The 18,574-nt window shown below is 66.0% G+C and carries 15 protein-coding genes; 5 read left to right on the top strand and 10 right to left on the bottom strand.

All coding sequences use genetic code 11. The features are described 5' to 3' along the window. Nucleotides 1–243: 243 nt before the first annotated feature. Nucleotides 244–1,182 carry a hypothetical protein gene (locus Hhyl6_RS19740; RefSeq protein WP_483740967.1) on the bottom strand — a complete coding sequence of 313 codons (939 nt, stop codon included), beginning with the start codon at nt 1,180–1,182 and terminating at the stop codon, nt 244–246. Between the two features lie 195 nt (nt 1,183–1,377). Between Hhyl6_RS19740 and Hhyl6_RS19735 the strand changes: the two genes are divergently transcribed. Both Hhyl6_RS19735 and Hhyl6_RS19730 read left to right on the top strand, forming a co-directional pair. Further along, nucleotides 1,378–2,238, top strand: a complete 861-nt coding sequence (locus Hhyl6_RS19735; RefSeq protein ID WP_483740966.1) for a M14 family metallopeptidase — start codon at nt 1,378–1,380, stop codon at nt 2,236–2,238. Nucleotides 2,239–2,317: 79 nt separating this feature from the next. After that, nucleotides 2,318–3,277: an AAA family ATPase gene (locus tag Hhyl6_RS19730; protein WP_483740965.1), complete on the top strand. Its 960-nt coding sequence runs from the start codon at nt 2,318–2,320 to the stop codon at nt 3,275–3,277. Between the two features lie 9 nt (nt 3,278–3,286). On the opposite strand, the gene Hhyl6_RS19725 is transcribed toward Hhyl6_RS19730, so the two are convergent. The 4 genes from Hhyl6_RS19725 to Hhyl6_RS19710 are packed head-to-tail and all read right to left on the bottom strand — an operon-like array spanning nt 3,287 to nt 6,723. Continuing rightward, nucleotides 3,287–3,982: a DUF7519 family protein gene (locus Hhyl6_RS19725; protein WP_483740964.1), complete on the bottom strand. Its 696-nt coding sequence runs from the start codon at nt 3,980–3,982 to the stop codon at nt 3,287–3,289. Continuing rightward, nucleotides 3,979–5,250 carry a DUF58 domain-containing protein gene (locus Hhyl6_RS19720; protein ID WP_483740963.1) on the bottom strand — a complete coding sequence of 424 codons (1,272 nt, stop codon included), beginning with the start codon at nt 5,248–5,250 and terminating at the stop codon, nt 3,979–3,981. Before Hhyl6_RS19720 ends, Hhyl6_RS19725 begins: the two co-directional genes overlap by 4 nt. Further along, a complete protein-coding gene (locus Hhyl6_RS19715) occupies nt 5,247–5,885 on the bottom strand; it encodes a DUF7269 family protein (protein ID WP_483740962.1) in 639 nt (212 codons plus the stop codon). The genes Hhyl6_RS19720 and Hhyl6_RS19715 overlap by 4 nt, the downstream gene beginning before the upstream one ends. After that, a complete protein-coding gene (locus Hhyl6_RS19710; RefSeq protein ID WP_483740961.1) occupies nt 5,878–6,723 on the bottom strand; it encodes a DUF4129 domain-containing protein in 846 nt (281 codons plus the stop codon). Before Hhyl6_RS19710 ends, Hhyl6_RS19715 begins: the two co-directional genes overlap by 8 nt. 228 nt (nt 6,724–6,951) lie before the next feature. On the opposite strand from Hhyl6_RS19710, the gene Hhyl6_RS19705 reads away from it, so the two are divergent. From Hhyl6_RS19705 to ddfA, 3 genes are all read left to right on the top strand, one after another. Beyond that, nucleotides 6,952–7,950, top strand: coding sequence for a hypothetical protein (locus Hhyl6_RS19705; protein WP_483740960.1), 999 nt, complete (start codon nt 6,952–6,954; stop codon nt 7,948–7,950). Nucleotides 7,951–8,014: 64 nt separating this feature from the next. Next, a complete protein-coding gene (locus Hhyl6_RS19700) occupies nt 8,015–10,171 on the top strand; it encodes a bacterio-opsin activator domain-containing protein (protein WP_483740959.1) in 2,157 nt (718 codons plus the stop codon). Nucleotides 10,172–10,250: 79 nt separating this feature from the next. After that, nucleotides 10,251–10,565 carry a DdfA family disk-determining factor gene (ddfA, locus tag Hhyl6_RS19695; RefSeq protein WP_483740958.1) on the top strand — a complete coding sequence of 105 codons (315 nt, stop codon included), beginning with the start codon at nt 10,251–10,253 and terminating at the stop codon, nt 10,563–10,565. A gap of 144 nt (nt 10,566–10,709) precedes the next feature. Here ddfA and Hhyl6_RS19690 read toward each other — a convergent pair whose 3' ends face one another. The 5 genes from Hhyl6_RS19690 to glmS all read right to left on the bottom strand — a co-directional run bounded on the left by Hhyl6_RS19690 (nt 10,710) and on the right by glmS (nt 18,265). After that, nucleotides 10,710–11,243 (bottom strand): DUF7344 domain-containing protein, encoded by a 534-nt coding sequence (locus Hhyl6_RS19690; RefSeq protein WP_483740957.1) that lies wholly within the window; start codon nt 11,241–11,243, stop codon nt 10,710–10,712. Between the two features lie 102 nt (nt 11,244–11,345). Continuing rightward, nucleotides 11,346–12,086, bottom strand: a complete 741-nt coding sequence (locus Hhyl6_RS19685) for a DUF7344 domain-containing protein (protein WP_483740956.1) — start codon at nt 12,084–12,086, stop codon at nt 11,346–11,348. A 504-nt stretch (nt 12,087–12,590) separates the two neighbouring features. Then, complete coding sequence (locus Hhyl6_RS19680) at nt 12,591–14,306, bottom strand: helix-turn-helix transcriptional regulator (protein ID WP_483740955.1); 1,716 nt, start codon at nt 14,304–14,306, stop codon at nt 12,591–12,593. Nucleotides 14,307–14,687: 381 nt separating this feature from the next. Continuing rightward, the gene (locus Hhyl6_RS19675; protein WP_483740954.1) at nt 14,688–16,436 is read right to left on the bottom strand and encodes an asparagine synthase-related protein; all 1,749 of its coding nucleotides are present in this window, start codon (nt 16,434–16,436) and stop codon (nt 14,688–14,690) included. Nucleotides 16,437–16,447: 11 nt separating this feature from the next. After that, nucleotides 16,448–18,265 carry a glutamine--fructose-6-phosphate transaminase (isomerizing) gene (glmS, locus tag Hhyl6_RS19670; RefSeq protein ID WP_483740953.1) on the bottom strand — a complete coding sequence of 606 codons (1,818 nt, stop codon included), beginning with the start codon at nt 18,263–18,265 and terminating at the stop codon, nt 16,448–16,450. Between the last annotated feature and the right edge of the window lie 309 nt (nt 18,266–18,574).

The raw sequence follows: 18,574 nt of genomic DNA, 5'->3' as shown, positions 1-18,574 counted from the left end.
GGAAGTCCCCTCACTATACACAGACTAACGAGCAGTTGAATTCAGCCAAATTGGCGTATAGACCGTTTATACGGGCCTTCTACGCCGACGCGACGAAAAGAGGCGACCGTGCGCCGTCTCACAACCGTGACGGCGTCGCGGATACGTCACGACACCGGGAGGGTGTCGGCGGCGGCGAACCGCAGTACGTCGTCCGTTCGGCGTTGTCAGCGCCGAATCCAGTCGTCAGGGCCGGAACGTGGATTACGACGTCTCGTTGGTCGACACGTTAGCCGTCGAGTCGGACGACTCGTTGAGCGTGACTTGGACAGAGTCGCCGTCTTTCAGGACGTAGGTGTCGGGGTCGACCGTCTCGCCGTCGACGGTGACGGTAAAGGAACTCTCGGTGCCGTTCTCCATGTAGACCGTCCCGTCGTAGGTCATCGCGTCATCGGAGACGTTCATGCCGGGGAACGTCGAGAGCGCGTAGGCGGCCGTAACGTTGACCGAGTGAGCGTGCCAGCGGGCGGCTCCTTCGTCACCGTGGAAGTGGAACGCTTCGGAGGCCTCGATGTACTTCTCCTGGGTGAAGTCGACAGATTCACCCTCGACCGTCATGTTCAGTTGGCCGTGCGGGTGCGGGTGGGCCTGCTCGTAGAGTCGGCCGGGCGTCTCCTGGGAGTGGTCGTCGACCCGGACGACGATTTCGTGCTCGGGGTTCATGTCCCGCAGTTCGTACTCGGAGGGGTCCTCGATGTCCGTCCCGGCGACCATGTACGTGATGGTCGTGTTCCCACTCTCGTTGTACGTCGTGCCGTCGATAGTCAGCGAGTCCGGTTCGGCGGTGACGTTCGCCGTTTCGAGGGCGGCGGCGAGGGTCATCGGTTCCTCGGCCTCCCACGAGTGTTCGTTGGACTCGTTGAACGAGAACTTCGCGTCCGACGGCGTGTCGAGGTGCGTGTCCGCGCCGTCGACGAGGACGAGCATCCGGCCCGAGATGGCGGACTCGTTACTCTCACCCGAACTCGTCTCGTCTGTCGTCTCTCCGTTCGATTCCTCGCTGGTCGATTCCTCTTCAGTCGGTTCGTCCGTGGTGGTCGGGGTTCCGGAGTCCGAACCGCCGAGGGCGGAACACCCTGCCATCAGGACCAGCAGTGCGACGAGCACCGCTGAGATTTGCGAACGCGACAGTTTGAGTGACATGCGAGTCCCACTCGGTCCCTTACCGTTCTTATTACTCGGGCGGTAAATCTCCGATAAAGTCGGACCCTCGAGGACAGATAGCAGGGTACTGGCAGGGTTTGTGCACGTTAACGGTGCAGTAGCATCCGTCTGAACAGGGTTCGACGCCTTATCTGCTGAATAATAAGCCGTGGTTACCGTGCATCGATACCTGAGATGACGGAAGACTCCGAAACGCGACGGTCGGTACTCGCTGGTATCGGTACAGTAGCGCTCACAGGTGTCGTCGGCGTCGGCGCGGGCCGCGACGGCGGGACCGCGGCCCGGAGCGAGTCCGTAGAGATGGATTCGTCTGCCGCGCAGATGGATAGCTCCCCAGAGCGTGAGACGTTCACCATCATGGGCGGAACCGAGTACGAGACGACTGGATACGTCCTTCATGGAGACGAGGATGGACACACGACGATGGTCGTCGGCGGCATGCACGGGAACGAGACGGCGGGGTTCCAAGCGGCCGACGCCATCGCCGAGGGGTCCATAGACGTGGGCACTCTCGTCGTTCTTCCGAGGGCGAACGTCCCCGCTATCGAGGCCGACGCGCGCGGCGTGGACGGCGTGGACCTGAACCGGCAGTTCCCGACCGGCGAGACCCCGGAAACGGAACTCGCCCGGGCGATTTGGGACGTCGTGGAGCGGTACGACCCCGAGGCGCTCATCGACCTCCACGAGTCACAGGGGCTCTACGACCAGGACGACTCCGACGACGCCGACTCGGGCTACGGACAGGCTATCTTCCACTCCGCCGACGACCGCGCGACGACGGTCGCCAAGCGGACGGCCGCACGCGTCAACGAGGAGACGATACCGGACTCGAACCCCGAGTACGACTTCGAGGTGGGGAACTTCTCGGGTCCGAACAACGACCCGACGGGTCTGCTCACCCACAAGTTCGCCCGGGACACCGACGGCTCGGCGTTCCTCGTAGAGACGCTGTCCGACGGGCCGTCGCTCGACCAGCGCGTCCGCTGGCACCGAGCGGTCGTGGACCAACTGCTCGTTGATTTCCAGCTCTGTTGACGGTCGGGCCGGTCAGGTCCGTCGAGTGTGCCCGGATTAGCACTCCGTTAATAATGGGTTCGCTAGCCGACCTGCGCGTATGAACGTCACCGAGGCCGGCGACCGAGCAACGGCCGTGTTGAACGAGGTATCGAACGCCGTCGTGGTCGACGAGGAGGTCCTGCGGATGATTCTGACGGGCGTCGTCTCGCGCGGCCACGTCCTGTTGGAGGACGTTCCGGGGACGGGGAAGACGCTGACCGCGCGGAGTTTCGCGACGACGCTGGGTCTGAGTTTCAACCGCATCCAGTTCACGCCAGACCTCCTGCCGACGGACATCACCGGGACGTACGTGTTCAACGAGAAGACCCGCGAGTTCGAGTTCAGTAGCGGCCCCATCTTCGCGAACGTCATCCTCGCCGACGAGATAAACCGCGCCTCTCCGAAGACACAGGCCGCCCTGCTGGAGGCGATGGAGGAGGGGCAGGTCACCATGGAAGGCGAGACTCACGACCTGCCGGACCCGTTCTTCGTCATCGCCACGCAGAACCCGGTCGAACGCGGCGAGGGAACGTTCCCGCTTCCCGAAGCCCAGAAGGACCGCTTCCTCGTCAAGACGAGTCTCGGCTACCCCGCCAAGTCAGGCGAACGGGAGTTGCTGGACCGGCGTGACGCCCGCGACGACCAGACGCCGAGTGCCAATCAGGTGTTGACGACGGCGGCGGTTCGAGAGTGGCAACAGGTGCCCGAGCAAATCACGGTCCACGACGACCTGAAAGACTACATCGTCGAGGTGGTCCGCGAGACGCGGATGGACCCCCGCGTCGAGGTCGGTATCTCCCCGCGTGGCTGTCAACGCCTGTTCGAGGTGGCGCGGGGCTACGCCACCCTCTCGGGCCGGCAGTACGTCACGCCCGACGACGTCAAGGCCATCGCGGACCCGGTGTTGGCCCACCGCATCGTGCTGACCGCCGACGCGACCATCGACGAGACGACCAGCAGAGACATCATCGAGGACGTGCTCGACGACGTGCCGGTCCCGAGCGTCGGCTACCAGTAGGTCGACCGGTCACCACCGGAGGGCGGCGGTCAGCAGTACCACCGCGACGAACACCATGGCGAACGAGGGGAGAGAGAGGGCGTCGTTGGCGAACCCGCGAGCGAAGACGACGAACAGCGCCCCGGCGGTACCGACCGCCGCCGTACTCAGGACGTGAGTCGCTTCGAGCCGCCACGTCGTCGCCTCGCGGCCGAGGTGTTCGCCGACGCCGATGGCGTGTTCGCCCGCGTCCCACGCGAGAATCGTCCCGACAGCGGACCCGAGCAACAGCGGCAGGTCCGCCGTCTGGAACAGGCCCGCGAGGACCACGCAGGCGAACAGACCTCCGGTGCCGAGTTTGACGAGCGACCGCGACCCGTCGCCCCGGACCGGCACCAGTGCGGCCGCGAGAACCGCGAGGCCGAGGAACCCGGGAAGGAGGCGGAGTAGTTCGCTCAGCGGGCCGCTCTGTCCGCCGAATCCGGCGATAGCGACCGCACACACTGCGCCGCCGACGACTGCCGCGAACAGGCCCAAAACCCGATACCCCGCACGGTAGCCGACGGCCCCGAGGGCGACGGCACCGAGACCGACGAGTTCCACGACCAGCCACTTCCCGACGAACCCGGTGCTCCCAGCGAGGGCGAGGAGGACACCGACGGCGGCGGCAACCGCGACGACGCTACTCACCGGTGCGGGCCGGGCGTTCGCGTGTCGCGTGGTCATCCGTGCATCACCTCCATGCGACGGTGAAGCGTCGCCGCGAGCGGTTCCGACGGCGACCAGTCCACCGCCGAGATGTCCGTCTGGCGGAGGCGACGCAGGCGCGTGTCGCGTTCGATTGCGGCGAGGGTGCGGCCGTCGGCGTCGCCCTCCATGACCGTCACGTCGGGCGAGATAACCGTCACCTGATGGCGCTCGGCCTCGAAGCGCCGGACGGCATCGACCACGCGGTCGTCCAGAAGCGGCGAGACGACCAGCAGTTGCGTGTTGTCGGTGAGCCGGGCGCGGAGCGTCTTCACCTGCTCTTCGATGGCCACCTCCGTGTCCGGGTCCGGCGGCCGGGCCGCGAACGCCGAGTGCGTGGCGAGCAGTTCCTGCGCCTTCAGTCGGTGTCTGCGGCCGTTGCTGGGCTCCAACCAGACGTCTTCCCGTCCGAACACCGACAGGCCGACGTGGTTCTGGTCGTCGAGAATCGTCTCGAACAGCTGCTGGGCCGCCCCGACGCCGGCGACGACGGCGTGGGGTTCGCCCTCCCGGCCCCGGTAGGCCGACGGCGTCGCGTCGACCACCACGACGACGCTCGCAGTCTGTTCCTCCCGGAACTCGATGGTCGTCAGTTCGCCCGTCCGGGCGTAGCGGTTCCAGTCGACGCGGGCGACCGGGTCGCCCCGCCGGTACGAGCGGGTCTGGTGGAACTCGGTGCCGCTCCCGCCGGAGTTGGCCGGGTTCTGTCCCGTCACGTCGAGCGTCTGTGAGCGGAGCGGTGCCGCGGCCACGTCGGTCGTACAGTCGACTTCGGTGTCCGTCTCGACCTGCACCTCGACCTCGTGGTCCCCGCTCGGGTCCCGAGCGATGGCCGTCGCGGCCTCGAAGCGGTGGCGGCCGCGTTTGGCTTCCATCGTGTAGGAGAACGAGGCACTCTCGCCGGCGCGGAGCGCGGTCCCGAAGCGCGGGGTCCCCTCGGTCACGCCGAGTGCAGGCGGCACGCCGTCGACCACGCGGAGGTCGAATATCGGTCGGTTACCGACGTTGCGCACCGTGGTCGTCACCTCGACTGGGACGCCCGCGCGGGGGTTCTCCTCGCTGACGCGCCGCTCGATTTCGAGTTGCGGCTCTGACACCGAGGAGAGGTGCGGGTACACCGCGTAGACCACGCCGAGCGTCGAGACGAGCAACAGGAGCGGTCGCTTCGCGAGGAGTCCCACGCCGGCGGCCCCGAGCGTGAGGACGACGACGCCCCGCCAGCGGTGGGTCCGTCGAGGGTCGCTCATCTGGACCGCCCCCGGGACCGCTCGTGGGCCTCGGCGATGGCCGCCAGCGTGCGACGGGCGCGGTACTGGAGCGGCGTCTCGCCGTGTGCGAGCGCCGACAGCGTGGTGTCGACGAAGTCGCCCCCGTCGTCCGACGAGAGGAACGACGACGCCACCGAGTCGTCTGTCCACGACCCGTCCGCGACGGCCGCTGCCGCCCGCTGTCGGGCCCACCCGTGTTCTGCCGCCACGGTCCGCACCGCGGCGTCGCGCAGTCGGTCACGGACGTCGGTCCGGGCCTCTCGGCCGACCAGCGGCAGCAGCGTCCGCCAGTTCCCGAGTTGCTCCTCGAAGGCGTCACCGGGCGTCGGTGCCGGGGTCGGTCCCTCGACCTCCGGCATCTCGCGGACCTGCACGCTGTCGCGGCTGGCGAGCAGCAACACCGCCGCCAGCGCGACGGCGACGCCGCCGAAGGCCATCACCAGCAGGTAGTCGTTCTCGATGGAGTCCCGGAGCGTGTCGATGAGACCCGCCGCGAGGTCACCGGCCGTGAGGAAGGCCCCGGCCATGACGAGGAAGCCGACACCGCCGAGGACGAGACGCACCCACGGGACGTCCTCGAGGAATCGCCGAGCGTCGTCGGTCGCCTCAGTCATCGGTCCGCCCCGTCGACTGTCGGAGGTAGTCCGAGGCCGCGCGGACCTCGCTGGTCGTGACCGGTTTCTCGCCGTAGCGGACGTCCTCGAAGAGGTCGGTCAGTTGCCGAACCGGTTCGCGTCGCAGTCCGGCCTGCGCCACGGCCTCGGCGCGTTCCCGCGGCGTCAACGACGGGTCGTCGGCCACGTCCGCCCGGGACACCATCTCCAGCCACGTCCGCTCAATCTCGTTGTCCGGCGAGCGAGTGGGCACCTTCGCCGTGGCCTCGCGGGCACCACCGGTCCCGCCGTCGCGTCCGAGGTGCGCACGGAGGCGGGCGAGGAGAAAGTCGCGCTTGTGGACGCCCAGCGCGACGCCCCCCAGAAGCAGGAGGAGGGCCAAGACGGAGAGCAACTGCTCGAACAACTGACGCAGCATGTCGAGCAGACTCTGCCCGGGGCCGGAGCCGAGGCCGGCCTTCTCGCTGAACCCGCTCCGAGAGCCGTCGTCGGACGGTTCCTGTCCAGCGCTCTCGCCGACGCCGTCCATGGGGCTCGTACTCGATTGCTGGGACTCGCTGCTACCGCTCTCCTTCGAGTCCTGCACCTCCCTGTCACCGTCGGGCGAGTCGCGGGTCGTGGTTCCCGACCCGCCCTGCTGGGTGGGCTCTCCGCTCGACTGCAGAGCGTTCGTCACTTGGTCGGCCTGTTCGGACGGCAGCGGGAGCGACTCCGTGTCGACGTCGATGACGTCGTCGGGTTTCCCCGGGACCGTCGTCTGGAGGGACGCGGCCATGCTCACGACCGCGAACAGACAACAGCCGGCGAACAGGAGGGTGAGAACGTTTTGATAGTTCATTGCTCCCCGAGGCGGTGGCCACCGTGCCCGCGAGGGTCCTCGGTCGGCGGGCGACGCCCTTCCCACACCGGTCGCGTCTCTGGGTCTAACGTCGTCTCAGCAGTCGCGGACGTAGAACGCATTGTCTGTCTAGCGCCTCTGCGGTCGGTGGCGTTATTATACACCAGATAAGCGCGTCTATCAGCCCGGTAATAAACCGCACGTGAGTCCTTCGTCTACCCGATACTGATGGTTAGCACATCGAAGCGGCGGTTACTGGCACTGCTCGTCGCCGGGTTGTTCGTCCTCGGCGCGGGCTGTGCCGGCCTCGGTGCGGGCGAGGGCGGCGCGAACGCGACGGAGACGACGACCGAAGCGCAGACGACCACCGAAGCGCAGACGACCGTCGTAGAGGAGACGACCGCGGAGCAGACCGCCGAAGAGCAGACGACGAGTGGGAGCGGCGACGGGCACGACCACAGTCACGGCGACACCGAGACCGGGACGTCCACGTCGTCGGGGTCCGACGCCGACGGCACCGACGGGACGGCTACGGGCAAGCTGACCGTCGCCGTCGCCGCCGAGGAACTCGACCTCCAGTCCCGCGGCGAGTCGGGTGACGGCTTCGGGATGGCCGAGGACCCGCACACGTGGGCCACCTCGTCGAACCTGACGCTCTCCGAGGCGCTCTCCCGCTTCGACGTCGACGCGCAGACCGACTCCCTCACTGTGGACGGCCAGACCTATCGGGAGTCCACCGAGGGGACGACCATCTCCTACCGCGTCAACGGCGAGGAAGTCGACCCCGGACAGGCGACCGTCGAGGACGGCGACCAGATTTGGGTCACCGTCGAGACGGCGACCATGAACGCCTCGACGCCGGGCAACTACATCGACAACGAACAGCAACACATCCACGGTGACATGAACGTCACCGTCGACGGCGAGGAAGTCGACTTCAGCCAGTCGAGGTACCAGACCAACGACCGGTACTTCCACTTCGAGGGCGGCGACGGCGAGTACTGGCACGCCCACTCGTGGAGCGTCACGCTCGACTACGCACTCGACTCGCTCGACGGCGTCAACGCCACCGAGGACGGCATCACCATCAACGGCACGACCTACGACGACAGCGAGTCCGACACGACGGTCACCGTGGCGGTGAACGGTGACGAGGTCACCCCCAGCGAGTACTACCTCAAAGACGGCGACGACGTCGAGATAACCATCGAGCGAACGGAGGGGTGACGATGTCGTCTCTCTCCCCCCACAGTATCGCAGCGCAATCGTCCACGGTCCACCACATCGACTAATGTCGTCCGGCTACACCCGCGTCACACTCGACTGGCCCGCGACTATCGTCGTCGTCGGCGACAGCGAACGCCTGCGCGGCGCGCTGTCGGCGCTCGGCGACGGCCACGACGACGCCAGCGTCGTCTCGGTCGAGTGTGCGCGAGAGGCGACTGCGCATCTCGAATCGGAAGGTGACGCTGACGTCGTCGTGAGCGCGAAGCACGTCGCCGACGGCAGCGGCGTCGAGTTGCTTCGCCACGTCCGAGCGGAGTACCCCGACCTACCGTTCGTGTTGGCCGGGGCCGACGTCTCGCTCTCGGACGAGCGAGAGGCCTTCGAAGCCGGGGCGACCGACGTGGTTCGCCTCGACCCGGACGACCCCTCGAGCGAGGGCGTCCTGCAAGCCCGCGTCCAGCGGGTGCTGGAGTCGTCGAAACCCCGAGGTCGACACACCGACCCGACCGAATCCGACGCCTCCGGACGGCTGTTGGGCGGCGCGCACGCGACTGTCCGCTCGCTGTTCGAGGCGACCTCCAGAGCGGCGGTTGCAGACGGCGTCGTGACTGCGGCGACGACGGTGCTGGACCTCCCCAGCGCGTCGGTGTACCTCTTCGACCACGACGAGCATCGCCTCCGTCGCGTCGCATCCACCGACGAGGACGCAGACGACGTGAGCGCCGGGTACGGGACGCTCCTGTGGGAGACGTACGTCTCCGGGGACCTCCGCACGCTCGACCACCACGAGTCGACGACGCTCGTCGACGGAGACACGACGGCCAGCGTAGCGACCGACGAGGCGGTACTGACGGTCCCCATCGGCGAGTTCGGGGTCCTGCACGTCGGTGCCGAGCGCCCGTCCCGCTTCGACGAGCACACGCGGGAACGGGTGACCAACCTCGCTACGGCGGCGACCGCGGCGTTCGAACAGTTAGACCACGCCGAATCGCTCGAAGACCAAGAGCGAGAGCTCGAAGCGCGCGCGGCCAGCATCGACCAGCGGACGGAGCTCGTGGACACCCTGTTACGCATCGAGCGCGCGACCATCGAGGCGGAGAACCGTGAAGAGTTGGAGCGGCGCGTCTGCGACGAGTTACTATCCGTCGACGCCTTCGAGTTCGTGCGCATCGGGTCCGTCGATAGCTCCCGCGAACGCGTCGAGCCCCAGACGTGGGCCGGCAGTGAACGGGGCTACCTCGACGCCGTGGACCTCGCGATAGCTGACGGCGTCGACGAACCGGCGGTCCGAACGGCCCGGACCCGGTCCGAGACCGTCGTCAACGACGTCACGTCTGGCCTCAGGCAAGACACGTGGCGCGAGACGGCGTTGGCCCGGGGGTTCCAGTCTGTCGTGAGCGTCCCCCTCTCGCTGGACGACAGGCTTCGGGGCGTCCTCACTATCCACGCGACCACTCCCGGTGCCTTCGACGAGGCGGTCCGAGAGGTTCTCGGCGACATCGCCGACGCGATTACCTACGGCATCGGCGTGTTGGAGCGCAAGCGGGCGCTCCTCGCCGACCGGGTCATCGACCTCGAACTGACGCTCACCGACGGGACGGACCTGTTCAGTCGGGTCGCCAGCGAGACTGGGGGCCGACTGCAACTCGAAGGCGTCCTCGCACGCGAGCGAGCGGCCGTGCTGTTTCTCGTCGTGACTGAGACAGACCCGGACGATGTGGCAGAGGCCTTCGAGTCGGCGGCGCTCGTCGACAGCGTGGACCACGTCGCCCACGGGGACGGTGAACTGTTCGAAGTCGAACTGCAACCGGTGTCGCTCGTCAACGAGATTCTCGAGGAGGGCGGCACCCTCAGGAACCTCGACGCCGACGGCGACACGACCAACCTCCTCGTCACGTTGCCGGCAGAGACGGACGTGCGCCGGTTCGTCGAGTCACTCGAGCGGGTCTCTCCGGACGTTCGGTTGCACTCCCGGACCCAACGAGTTCGCTCGTCGCGCGGCGACCAACCGTTCCGAGTGGCGTTCGAACAGCGCCTGACCGACCGACAGTTCGAGGCGCTCCGGACCGCGCTGGTGAGCGGCTACTTCGAGTGGCCCCGCGAACACACCGCCGAGGAGGTGGCCAGTCTGTTGGACATCTCTCAGCCGACGTTCAACCGGCATCTGCGGGTCGCACTCAGGAAACTGCTCGTCCTCCTCTTCGAACCCGACGACGAGTGAGAGTGACAACAATTCACCAACGTAGCGGTCTTTAGTAACAGGATAAGTTCATACCTTCAGATATGATACCGAACCGTCGATGATTCACAGCGACCTGGGAACCAACGTCGAATACGACGCCCGGAGTAACACGTACCGCTTTCAGCGGGACGCAGGCGAAGACACACACACGAGCACGGCAGTAGTGAGCGCGGTCGCGGCGGCGGTCGACAGCGAACCGACGGACCTCGAACCACTCGAAGAGACAATCGATTCCGACGCACTCGACATGTTCTTCGACCCGGATACGGGAGGTGGTGGCGGGGGAGAGAGCTGTCGCGTCACGTTCCCGTTCGCCGGCTGTGAAGTGACCGTCGACGAGAGTGGGTCGATAGTCGTCGCTGCTCCCGAGTAACTCGCAGTAACGTCGCGTCCTGTTCTCGTTTCTCCGACGGCGACGCCGTCAGCCATTGCCATCGCCGGTGCTGGTCGTGACGACGGGACAGCGCCTACTTGCCGCTGTGGTCGGCTCTCAGGTACCGGGTCGCAATCGGCGAATCTAGAAGTTGCGTCGACCCGCCTCGACGGCGAGGACGACGAGTTGGAAGGCGAGCAAGGCAGGCACCACGACGCCCTGGAGCGACGGAACCACGACCAGCGCCGCGAGACAGACGACGGTCACCGCGCTGGCCGCGAGGGTGAGCGTGTAGGCCGGGGCGGACGGCTCCGAGGACTGTTCCTCCGCGAGCCAGTGTCGACCGATGTCCTCGAATGCCGGGCCGATGCTGATGGTCTTCTCGTCAGAGTCGTACTCGACGAGGTCGACCTCGTCGAGTTTCGGGAGGTGGTTCTGACACAGCGAGATGTAGACGCTGTTGTAGATGTCGTCGGGTGAGGTCGACGGGTCGGCAACTATCTCCGCGACCCGTTCGCTCAGGTCGCTGACCGACCACACCGTCTCGTCCTCGGAGAGGAGTTTCAGACAGACCCGACGCCGTTCGTTCCCCAGGAGGTCGTACACCGCGTCCTCGTCGAGTTCCGGCCGGTCCGGGTCAGGCTCAGAATCCGACTCGTCGTCGGATTGGAACCACATAGGTCGTGATGAGAGTATAGATGCTGGCATCGTGAGTCTACGAGGTCCCTCCTCGAACGCGTGCGGCGGTTGTCTGTATCCGTGTCTGGTTCATCGAGACACTCACTCGTTCGACTGGTTAGCGTTCGCGGTGTTCCACGGGCCGTCGGACCACGACGACTCGGTCAGCCAGTGGCTCGCCGCGAGGAGCGTGAACAGCGCGCTCACGAGGATGCCCACGCCAATCTGGGAGGGGAGCGGCGCGGACATGAGGCCGCTCGACAGTGCGGACGCGACGATGAGAGAGCCACCACCGGCGTAGAGGTAGCGCTTGTGCCAACTCACGTCCACGTCCGCGTGAGCGTCCGCCTGGCCGTCCGCCGCGGGCGTGCCAGTCGCGGTCGGTTCCTCGCCCATCGTCTCCTCCCCCTCGTCCGCGTCGCCCAGCAGCGAGGGCTCGTTTTCGAGGTAAGCGTCGAAGCGGCCGGCGAGACCCGTCGTCTCGACGTAGCCCCGACTCTGGTTGTACTCGAGGACGCCGGCTTTGTCCATCTTCGGCAGATGGGACTGATAGAGCGCGATGTACACGCGCTGGCGCTGTTGGGAGCGCAGTGCGTCGATGGTGGTGTCGTGTTCGAGCGCGGCGATGTGTTCGGCGATGTCGCCCATCCGCGCCGGCTCCTCACCGTCGTATTCCTGCAGATACTTGAGTACGAGCCTGCGCCGACGGCACTGGAGCACGTGGAAGATGTCGTCCCGCGTTAGCTCCTGCTCCGAGTCGGCGTCCGAGTCCGTCTCGGCGTCCGCGTCTGTCTCGTCGAGACCGCTATCTGTCGTCTCGTCACGGAGTGATGCTTCGGGCATGTTCAACCTTGCCTACAGCCCATCACCCCATATAAAGGGGCGAACGTTCCGTTAGTTTCCGCCGAACGCGACTGTTTCACCGGTTTTCCGAGCGTGCTAAACAGTTGTTAAACCTCGGCTCAGGCGCTCAAAGCGCCAATCGTCGATTCGTGGCCGGAGAGCCGCGTACGCCGGTTCGTGAATCCGGTTCCGTCCGTCTGCAACGGCTGGAACAGTCGCTCGGCAGTCAGTTTCGGACGCCTAGGTCGCTCACCGGTGGGCAGACCGTTCCGTGACGGCAGAAGGCGCTGTGAGGCGCATTTCGGGAGAATAAGGCGAACTTACCGACCGAGACGGCCCGGTTGGAGGGGTCTCTGCGACTACTCGAGCGGTGTCGAGGGGCCCACCTGGCCCCGATAGGGTTGGGGTCGGGCCCCGCAGAACACACACGCACGGCGGGAGAGAGCCAGTCAGGACAGCGCGGCCGCTATCGGCCGCCGGGCGTCGGACGGCGAGTCAGGTCGGCTACGAGACGGCCCCTGAGCCAGCCTTATCGATTGGCCCGGGCCTGCTGTCGGTGTCGCGGTCCGGGGGCATCGACTCTGGCTTCGCCTGTTCGAGGCAGATGAGGTTCTCACGGCCCAGACGAAGTTTGACGACTTCGTCCTCCTCGGCCATCCGGGTCAGGAGACGGCTCACCTTCGCCTTCGACCAGTCGGTTGCCTCGACAATCTCGCTCTGCTTCATCCGGCCCGCCTCGGCCGTGAGCATCTCCGTGACCAATTCCTCGTCGGCGAGGAGGTCGCTATTCTCGCGTTGCTCGACGACCGCCTGCGCGGAGTCGGGAATCTCCTCGACGTCCGTCTCGTCGTCGACAACGTCCTCTGTAGTCGTCTCGGAGACGCCGAGTACGGTCTCCTCCTCGCGGACGAGGCTGTACTCGAACGCGCGGACGCGGTCGACCATCTCGATGACGCGGCCGCTGCGAATCGCCGTCACGGAGAGGCCGATGCCGACGACGAACCCGAGGAACGTACTCGTCAGCCACGCGGGCGTGAGTTGGCTCGTCGGGTTCGTGCCGAGCATCGCCTCCAGCGGGTCGCTCAGCATGTCGCCGTCGGAGTCTGCCTGCGTGGGGTTCGTGCCTAGCTGGTGCACCTCGCGACCGTCCACGATGCCGTCTCCGTCGGTGTCGGCCTCTGTCGGGTCCGTCCCTTCCTGCAGTTCGGCCCCGTCCGCGAGTCCATCACTGTCCGTGTCGCCGACCTTGGGGTCGGTCCCCACCGACAGTTCGCGGCCGTCCGCGAGGCCGTCACCGTCCGTGTCCGCGATGGTCGGTGCCGTCCCCGCCTCGACCTCTTCGCTGTCCGTGAGGCCGTCGCCGTCAGAATCGGCCGCGAGCGGGTCGCTGCCGATCTTTCGCTCACGTCCGTCCGTGAGTCCGTCCCCGTCGGAGTCGGACGCGAGCGGGTCCGTCCCCACGGACAGTTCCACACTGTCCGAGAGACCGTCACCGTCCGTGTCCGCCACCGTCGGGTTCGTCCCTTCGGCCAGTTCGCGGCCGTCAGCGACGCCGTCGCCGTCCGTGTCCGCCACCGTCGGGTTCGTCCCGAGTTCGAGTTCACGCTGGTCGGGGACGTCGTCGCCGTCCGTGTCTGCCATCGTCGGGTCTGCACCCACACTAATCTCCGCCTTGTCCGTGAGTCCGTCTCCGTCGGTGTCCGCCGAAGTCGGCGAGGTGCCGTACTCTTCGACCTCCTCGCCGTCCGCGAGGCCGTCGCCGTCCGTGTCCGCGTCGCTGACGTTCGTCCCGTGGTTGACCTCGTTCTCGTTAGTCAGACCGTCGTCGTCGAGGTCCCCGCTGCGGGAAATCTCCTGTTGCGTGATGGTGGTCGCGTCGACGATGGCGCCAGTCTCCGCGTTCCGCAGAGTCAGGTTCACTTCTCGCGTCGCGTCGCTGTCGTTGGCCGCCATAGAGAGAGTCGCAGAGGAAGTGTCGGCGAGCGACGTACACGTGGTCGTTCCGTTCTGGCGCAGGCACAGCTCTGTCCCGGGGCCCGCGCCCTCGGTCTGGACGCTGACGAGATACGCGTTGACCGCCTGCCCTTGCGCCGTGTGTCCCCAGACGTACGTCGTGTTCCCTGTCGAGCCGACAGCGTGGGTCTGGCTCACACCAACGATGCTCCCCGCGGGGTCTCGAGAGGCCTCCGCGCCGGCCGCGGCGCCGACGGAGAACGCCATTACCCCCGTTAAAGCGAGGATAACCGCGAAGACACTCAATAACTGACGCCTGTTCATGTTGCGCGTTCAATGCGCACAATTACTGATAGCCTTTACGGCCCGTCCGACATTCGTCGGACGTTTTAAATCAAGTTGGTGGATTTAGCGTATTTCTTCCAAAAAGGAGAGTTTGCTCGTTAATTTTGCCTTAAGTCGACTCAATGGCGAAAATCTTCCAATTCGAGTTGCCGTTCAGAGGACGGATTGTCGGTCGTCCAACACGATGGCCATAGCACCCCAATAATGTGCGAGGCAGTCACGTGGGCACTGTTGCGACAATTGTTAATGGTAGTTTACGCACGTGCGCGGTAAAACAATACTTCGTTCAGAAGTAACTGTTCGTCACTGAAGCGGCCGTTCGGGCGTTGGCTCGCACGGTTGCTCGTACTGAACGAGGTCCGAAGGGTCGACGGAGTCGCCGCCCGTCGTCGACTCGAGCCACGTCGTGATGTCGTTGATTCGGAGTTTGAGTCGCCACGGAAGCTTGTGGACACACGGCGAGTCGGGGAACACCTGCTGGTCGATGCCGGCCTCGGCGTACAGTTTCGACCGGTCGGGCCACGGCCCCTCGTACCCGGAGACGAACGGGACGGCTCGCCGGAGGAAGTTGTCTATCTGGTTGAAGGTGTACGAGTCGTACGGCCTGTCAGGGGGCCGGTGGTGCAGGATGTCGTCGTCCAGTTTCCGGAGCGCCCGGAGGTAGGTCTGCGTGTTCCGGTGTTCCGGCGGCGTGGCGAGGTGCCACTCGATGAGTTCCGCGTCCAGCGAGACGCACGACTCGATGAACTGGTCGTTCAACTGGAACCGGAACGGCCGAGACGGCTGATTCAGGATACCGAACAGCGCCATCCCGTCGTAGAGCCTGTCGAATCGGTGGTCCCAGTCGTCGAGCACCTCGTCGACGCGGCGACGGAGGAACTCCTTCCCGGACTCGTCGAAGACGGTGAGCGCGCGAGAGAGGTTCTCCGAAGCCGGCAGGTAGCCGAACTTCTGGGCGAAGTGCTCCGCGATGTCGGGGTCTGGGTCGATTCGGTACGGCGGGCACTTCCGGTCGAACACCTCGACGCCGGTTATGGGCTGGAAGTGTCCGCGCAGCATCGTGTCGGCCAGTCCGCCGTGGTAGATGGTCTCGACGTCCATCTGGTCCATGTAGCCCGCGTGGTGGATGTGCAGGGACTCCATGATACCGTGGCCGTACTTGACCGTCTCGAGGTCCGTGTTCAGGTACCGCTCGTCGACGGACAGCGGCTGATGTTCGATGCCGTACTGGTTCGCGAGTTTCTTCGCGACGGTGAGTTCCGAGCTGTCGGACTCGCCGACGGTGAACCCCTTGTCGATGTCGGAGATGCCGGCGAGGATGGTCCGGGAGTCGTACCCGCCGCTCAGCAGGACGCCCTTCTTCCCCGGCAGGTCGTTTCGGCGTTCGAGCGCCCGGCGCATCCGCTCGGCGAGTTCGGCGGCGTAGTCGAACTCGCGCGGTTCGTAGACGAACCGGCCGAACTCGCTCGTCTCGGCCTCGGTGAGCCAGCTATCGAACGGAATCCGCTCGACCTGCTGGAGCACCGTGCGGTTCCCGAAGACGACGCCGAAGTGCAGGAACTCGAGGAGCGGTTCGTAGTTCACGTCGGGGTCCGGAATCGCGCCGGCGACCGTCGCCGGGTCGGTACCGAACACGCGGGTCCCTCGCGTGTCCGCGTAGTAACACTCACGGCTACGGACGCTGTCGGTCGCGACGACCCCACTCTGGTCCTCGTGGTCGGCGACTGCGATGAACGACCCGTTGAAACCGGTCATCGCCTCGGTGCCGCGCTCGGCGTACTCCGAGAGCAACCACTCCGCGGGGTCGAGACCGTCGATGGAGCGAGGGTACACTTCGCCCCAGAGGGCACACGCGCCGTCCTCGCCCTGATAGACGGTGGTTCGACCGGGGATGTCGAGTTCCGAACTCCGAATCCCGAAGGTCAGGTCCGGTCCAGTGACGACGCGGTCGAACTCGTCCGCGGACCGGAACTGCTCGAAGGTGTCCCTGTCCCCGAACACGCCGAACAGTTCCTTGTTCATGGGACGGATGTCCCGGTCGAGTTGTCTCATCTGAACGGACATTACTGGACTGTCACGCTCTTGGCGAGGTTGCGTGGCTTGTCTATCGAGCGGTCGAGCTGTTTGGCCGTGTGGTACGAGACGAGTTGGAGCTGGACGTTCGCCAGCAGGTTCTGACACACGGGGTGCGTGTCGGGTACGCGGAGGTACGCGTCGGACTCGGCCTCTCCGGGACCGCCGGCCGGACCGACACCGATTATGTCGGCACCGCGTGTCTGTGCTTCCTTCGCGTTGGTGACCGTCTTCTCGACCTCCTCACCCGTGAATAGACCGAACACCGGGGTCTGAGAGGTCACGAGCGCGAGCGGACCGTGTTTCAGTTGCCCCGACGCGAACCCTTCGGCGTGCTCGTAGGTAATCTCCTTGAACTTCAGCGCGCCTTCGAGCGCCACCGGGCGACTCATCCCACGCCCGATGAAGAAGTACGCGTCGTAGTCCAGCAGTCGGGCCGCCAAGTCCTCGGCTCGACTCGTCTCGACGACTTGGTCGAGGTGGTCGGGAATCTGTTCGAGCGAGCGCAGCAGGTCCGACAGGTCCTCGCGGGGCGAGGCCTGCGGGAGTTCCGCCGCCATCTTCTGGGAGAGCAGAACCAGCGTGACCACCTGCGAGGTGAACGTCTTCGTCGCGGCGACGCCGATTTCCGGCCCCGCACGGATGAACACACTCTCGTCGGCCTCGCGGGCCGCCGTCGACCCGACGACGTTCGTGACCGTCACCGTCGTCGCGTCGCGTTCGGTCGCCGTGCGGAGTGCCGAGAGCGTGTCGGCCGTCTCCCCGCTCTGGGTGACCGTGATGACCAGCGTCCCGTCGGAGGTGGGCCCCGCCGTCTTCGCGTACTCGCTGGCCCGGAACACTCGGGTCCTGACCCCGGCGTCGGTGAGCATACGTGCCCCGAACAGTGCAGCGTGGTACGAGGTGCCACATGCGACGATGTGGACGTCCTCGACGCCGTCGAGAACCTCGGCGTCGAGTTCTTCGAGGGTCACCTGGCCGTTCTCCGGGTCGACCCGCCCGCGAATCGTCTTCGAGAGCGAACTGGGCTGGTTGTGAATCTCCTTGAGCATGTAGTGCTCGAACGCACCCTTGCCGACCTCCTCGGGGTTCCAGTCGACGCGCTCACTGCTCCGCTCGACCGGGACGCCGTTCTCGTCGAGAATCTGGGCGTCGTTGGGTTCGAGCACGACGACGTCGCCGTCCTCTAGATACGTCACTTCGCGCGTGTGCTCGATGAACGCGGGGACGTCGCTGGCGAGGTAGTACCTGTCGTCGTCGAGGCCGAGAATGAGCGGCGACCCGGCGCGGGCCGCGTACACGCGCCCTTCGTCACGGACCAGCGCCGCAATCGCGTAGCTCCCTTCGAGTTCCTCGACTGCGCGACGGAAGGCCCCCGTCGTCGTCGACTCCTGTCGGCGGAAGTGGTCGATGAGGTGGGGAATGACCTCGGTGTCGGTGTCACTCGTGAACTCGTACCCCTCCTCTCGGAGGAACTCGCGGAGTTCGGCGTGGTTCTCGATGATACCGTTGTGGACGACTGCCACCGAGTCGGTCTCGCTGGTGTGGGGATGAGCGTTCGCGTCAGTGGGCGGCCCGTGGGTACTCCAGCGGGTGTGGCCGATGCCGACCTCGCCGGAGGGCGAGGCGGTCTGAATCTCGTCGCGGACCTCGGCGACGTCGCCCGCCCGCTTGTGGACCGCGATGCCAGACCCGTTCTGGACGGCGACACCTGCGGAGTCGTAGCCACGGTACTCGAGACGCTCTAACCCGTCGATGAGGGTCCCGACAGCGTCGTCTGCCCCTGCCTGTGCGATGATACCACACATCAGCGACACACCTCACGTCGGCCGTCGATACTGGCGGTGACTGCGGCTGCGGTCGACGCGGGCGTTCCGTTCGTGGAGGCAATGGAATCTGCCGACATTGTTCTTACGTACATGTGTTCTCACCCTGATCCCGATTCGACGGGATGGACTCGTTGGTATGCACGGCTTTGTAGGGCATTCCTATACAGGGACTAAGCGAGGCGGGGGTAGAGTGCCGGTATCGTCCAGCGATACGGAGCGTCGACGGAGAGCAACCCACCGTCGAGAGCACGGTCATTACCGGCTGAATAATGAACCGGTGATAGTCCG

It is taken from the genome of Haloarcula sp. H-hyl6 (assembly GCF_056934455.1).
This window is presented reverse-complemented; position numbering and strand designations above follow the sequence as displayed.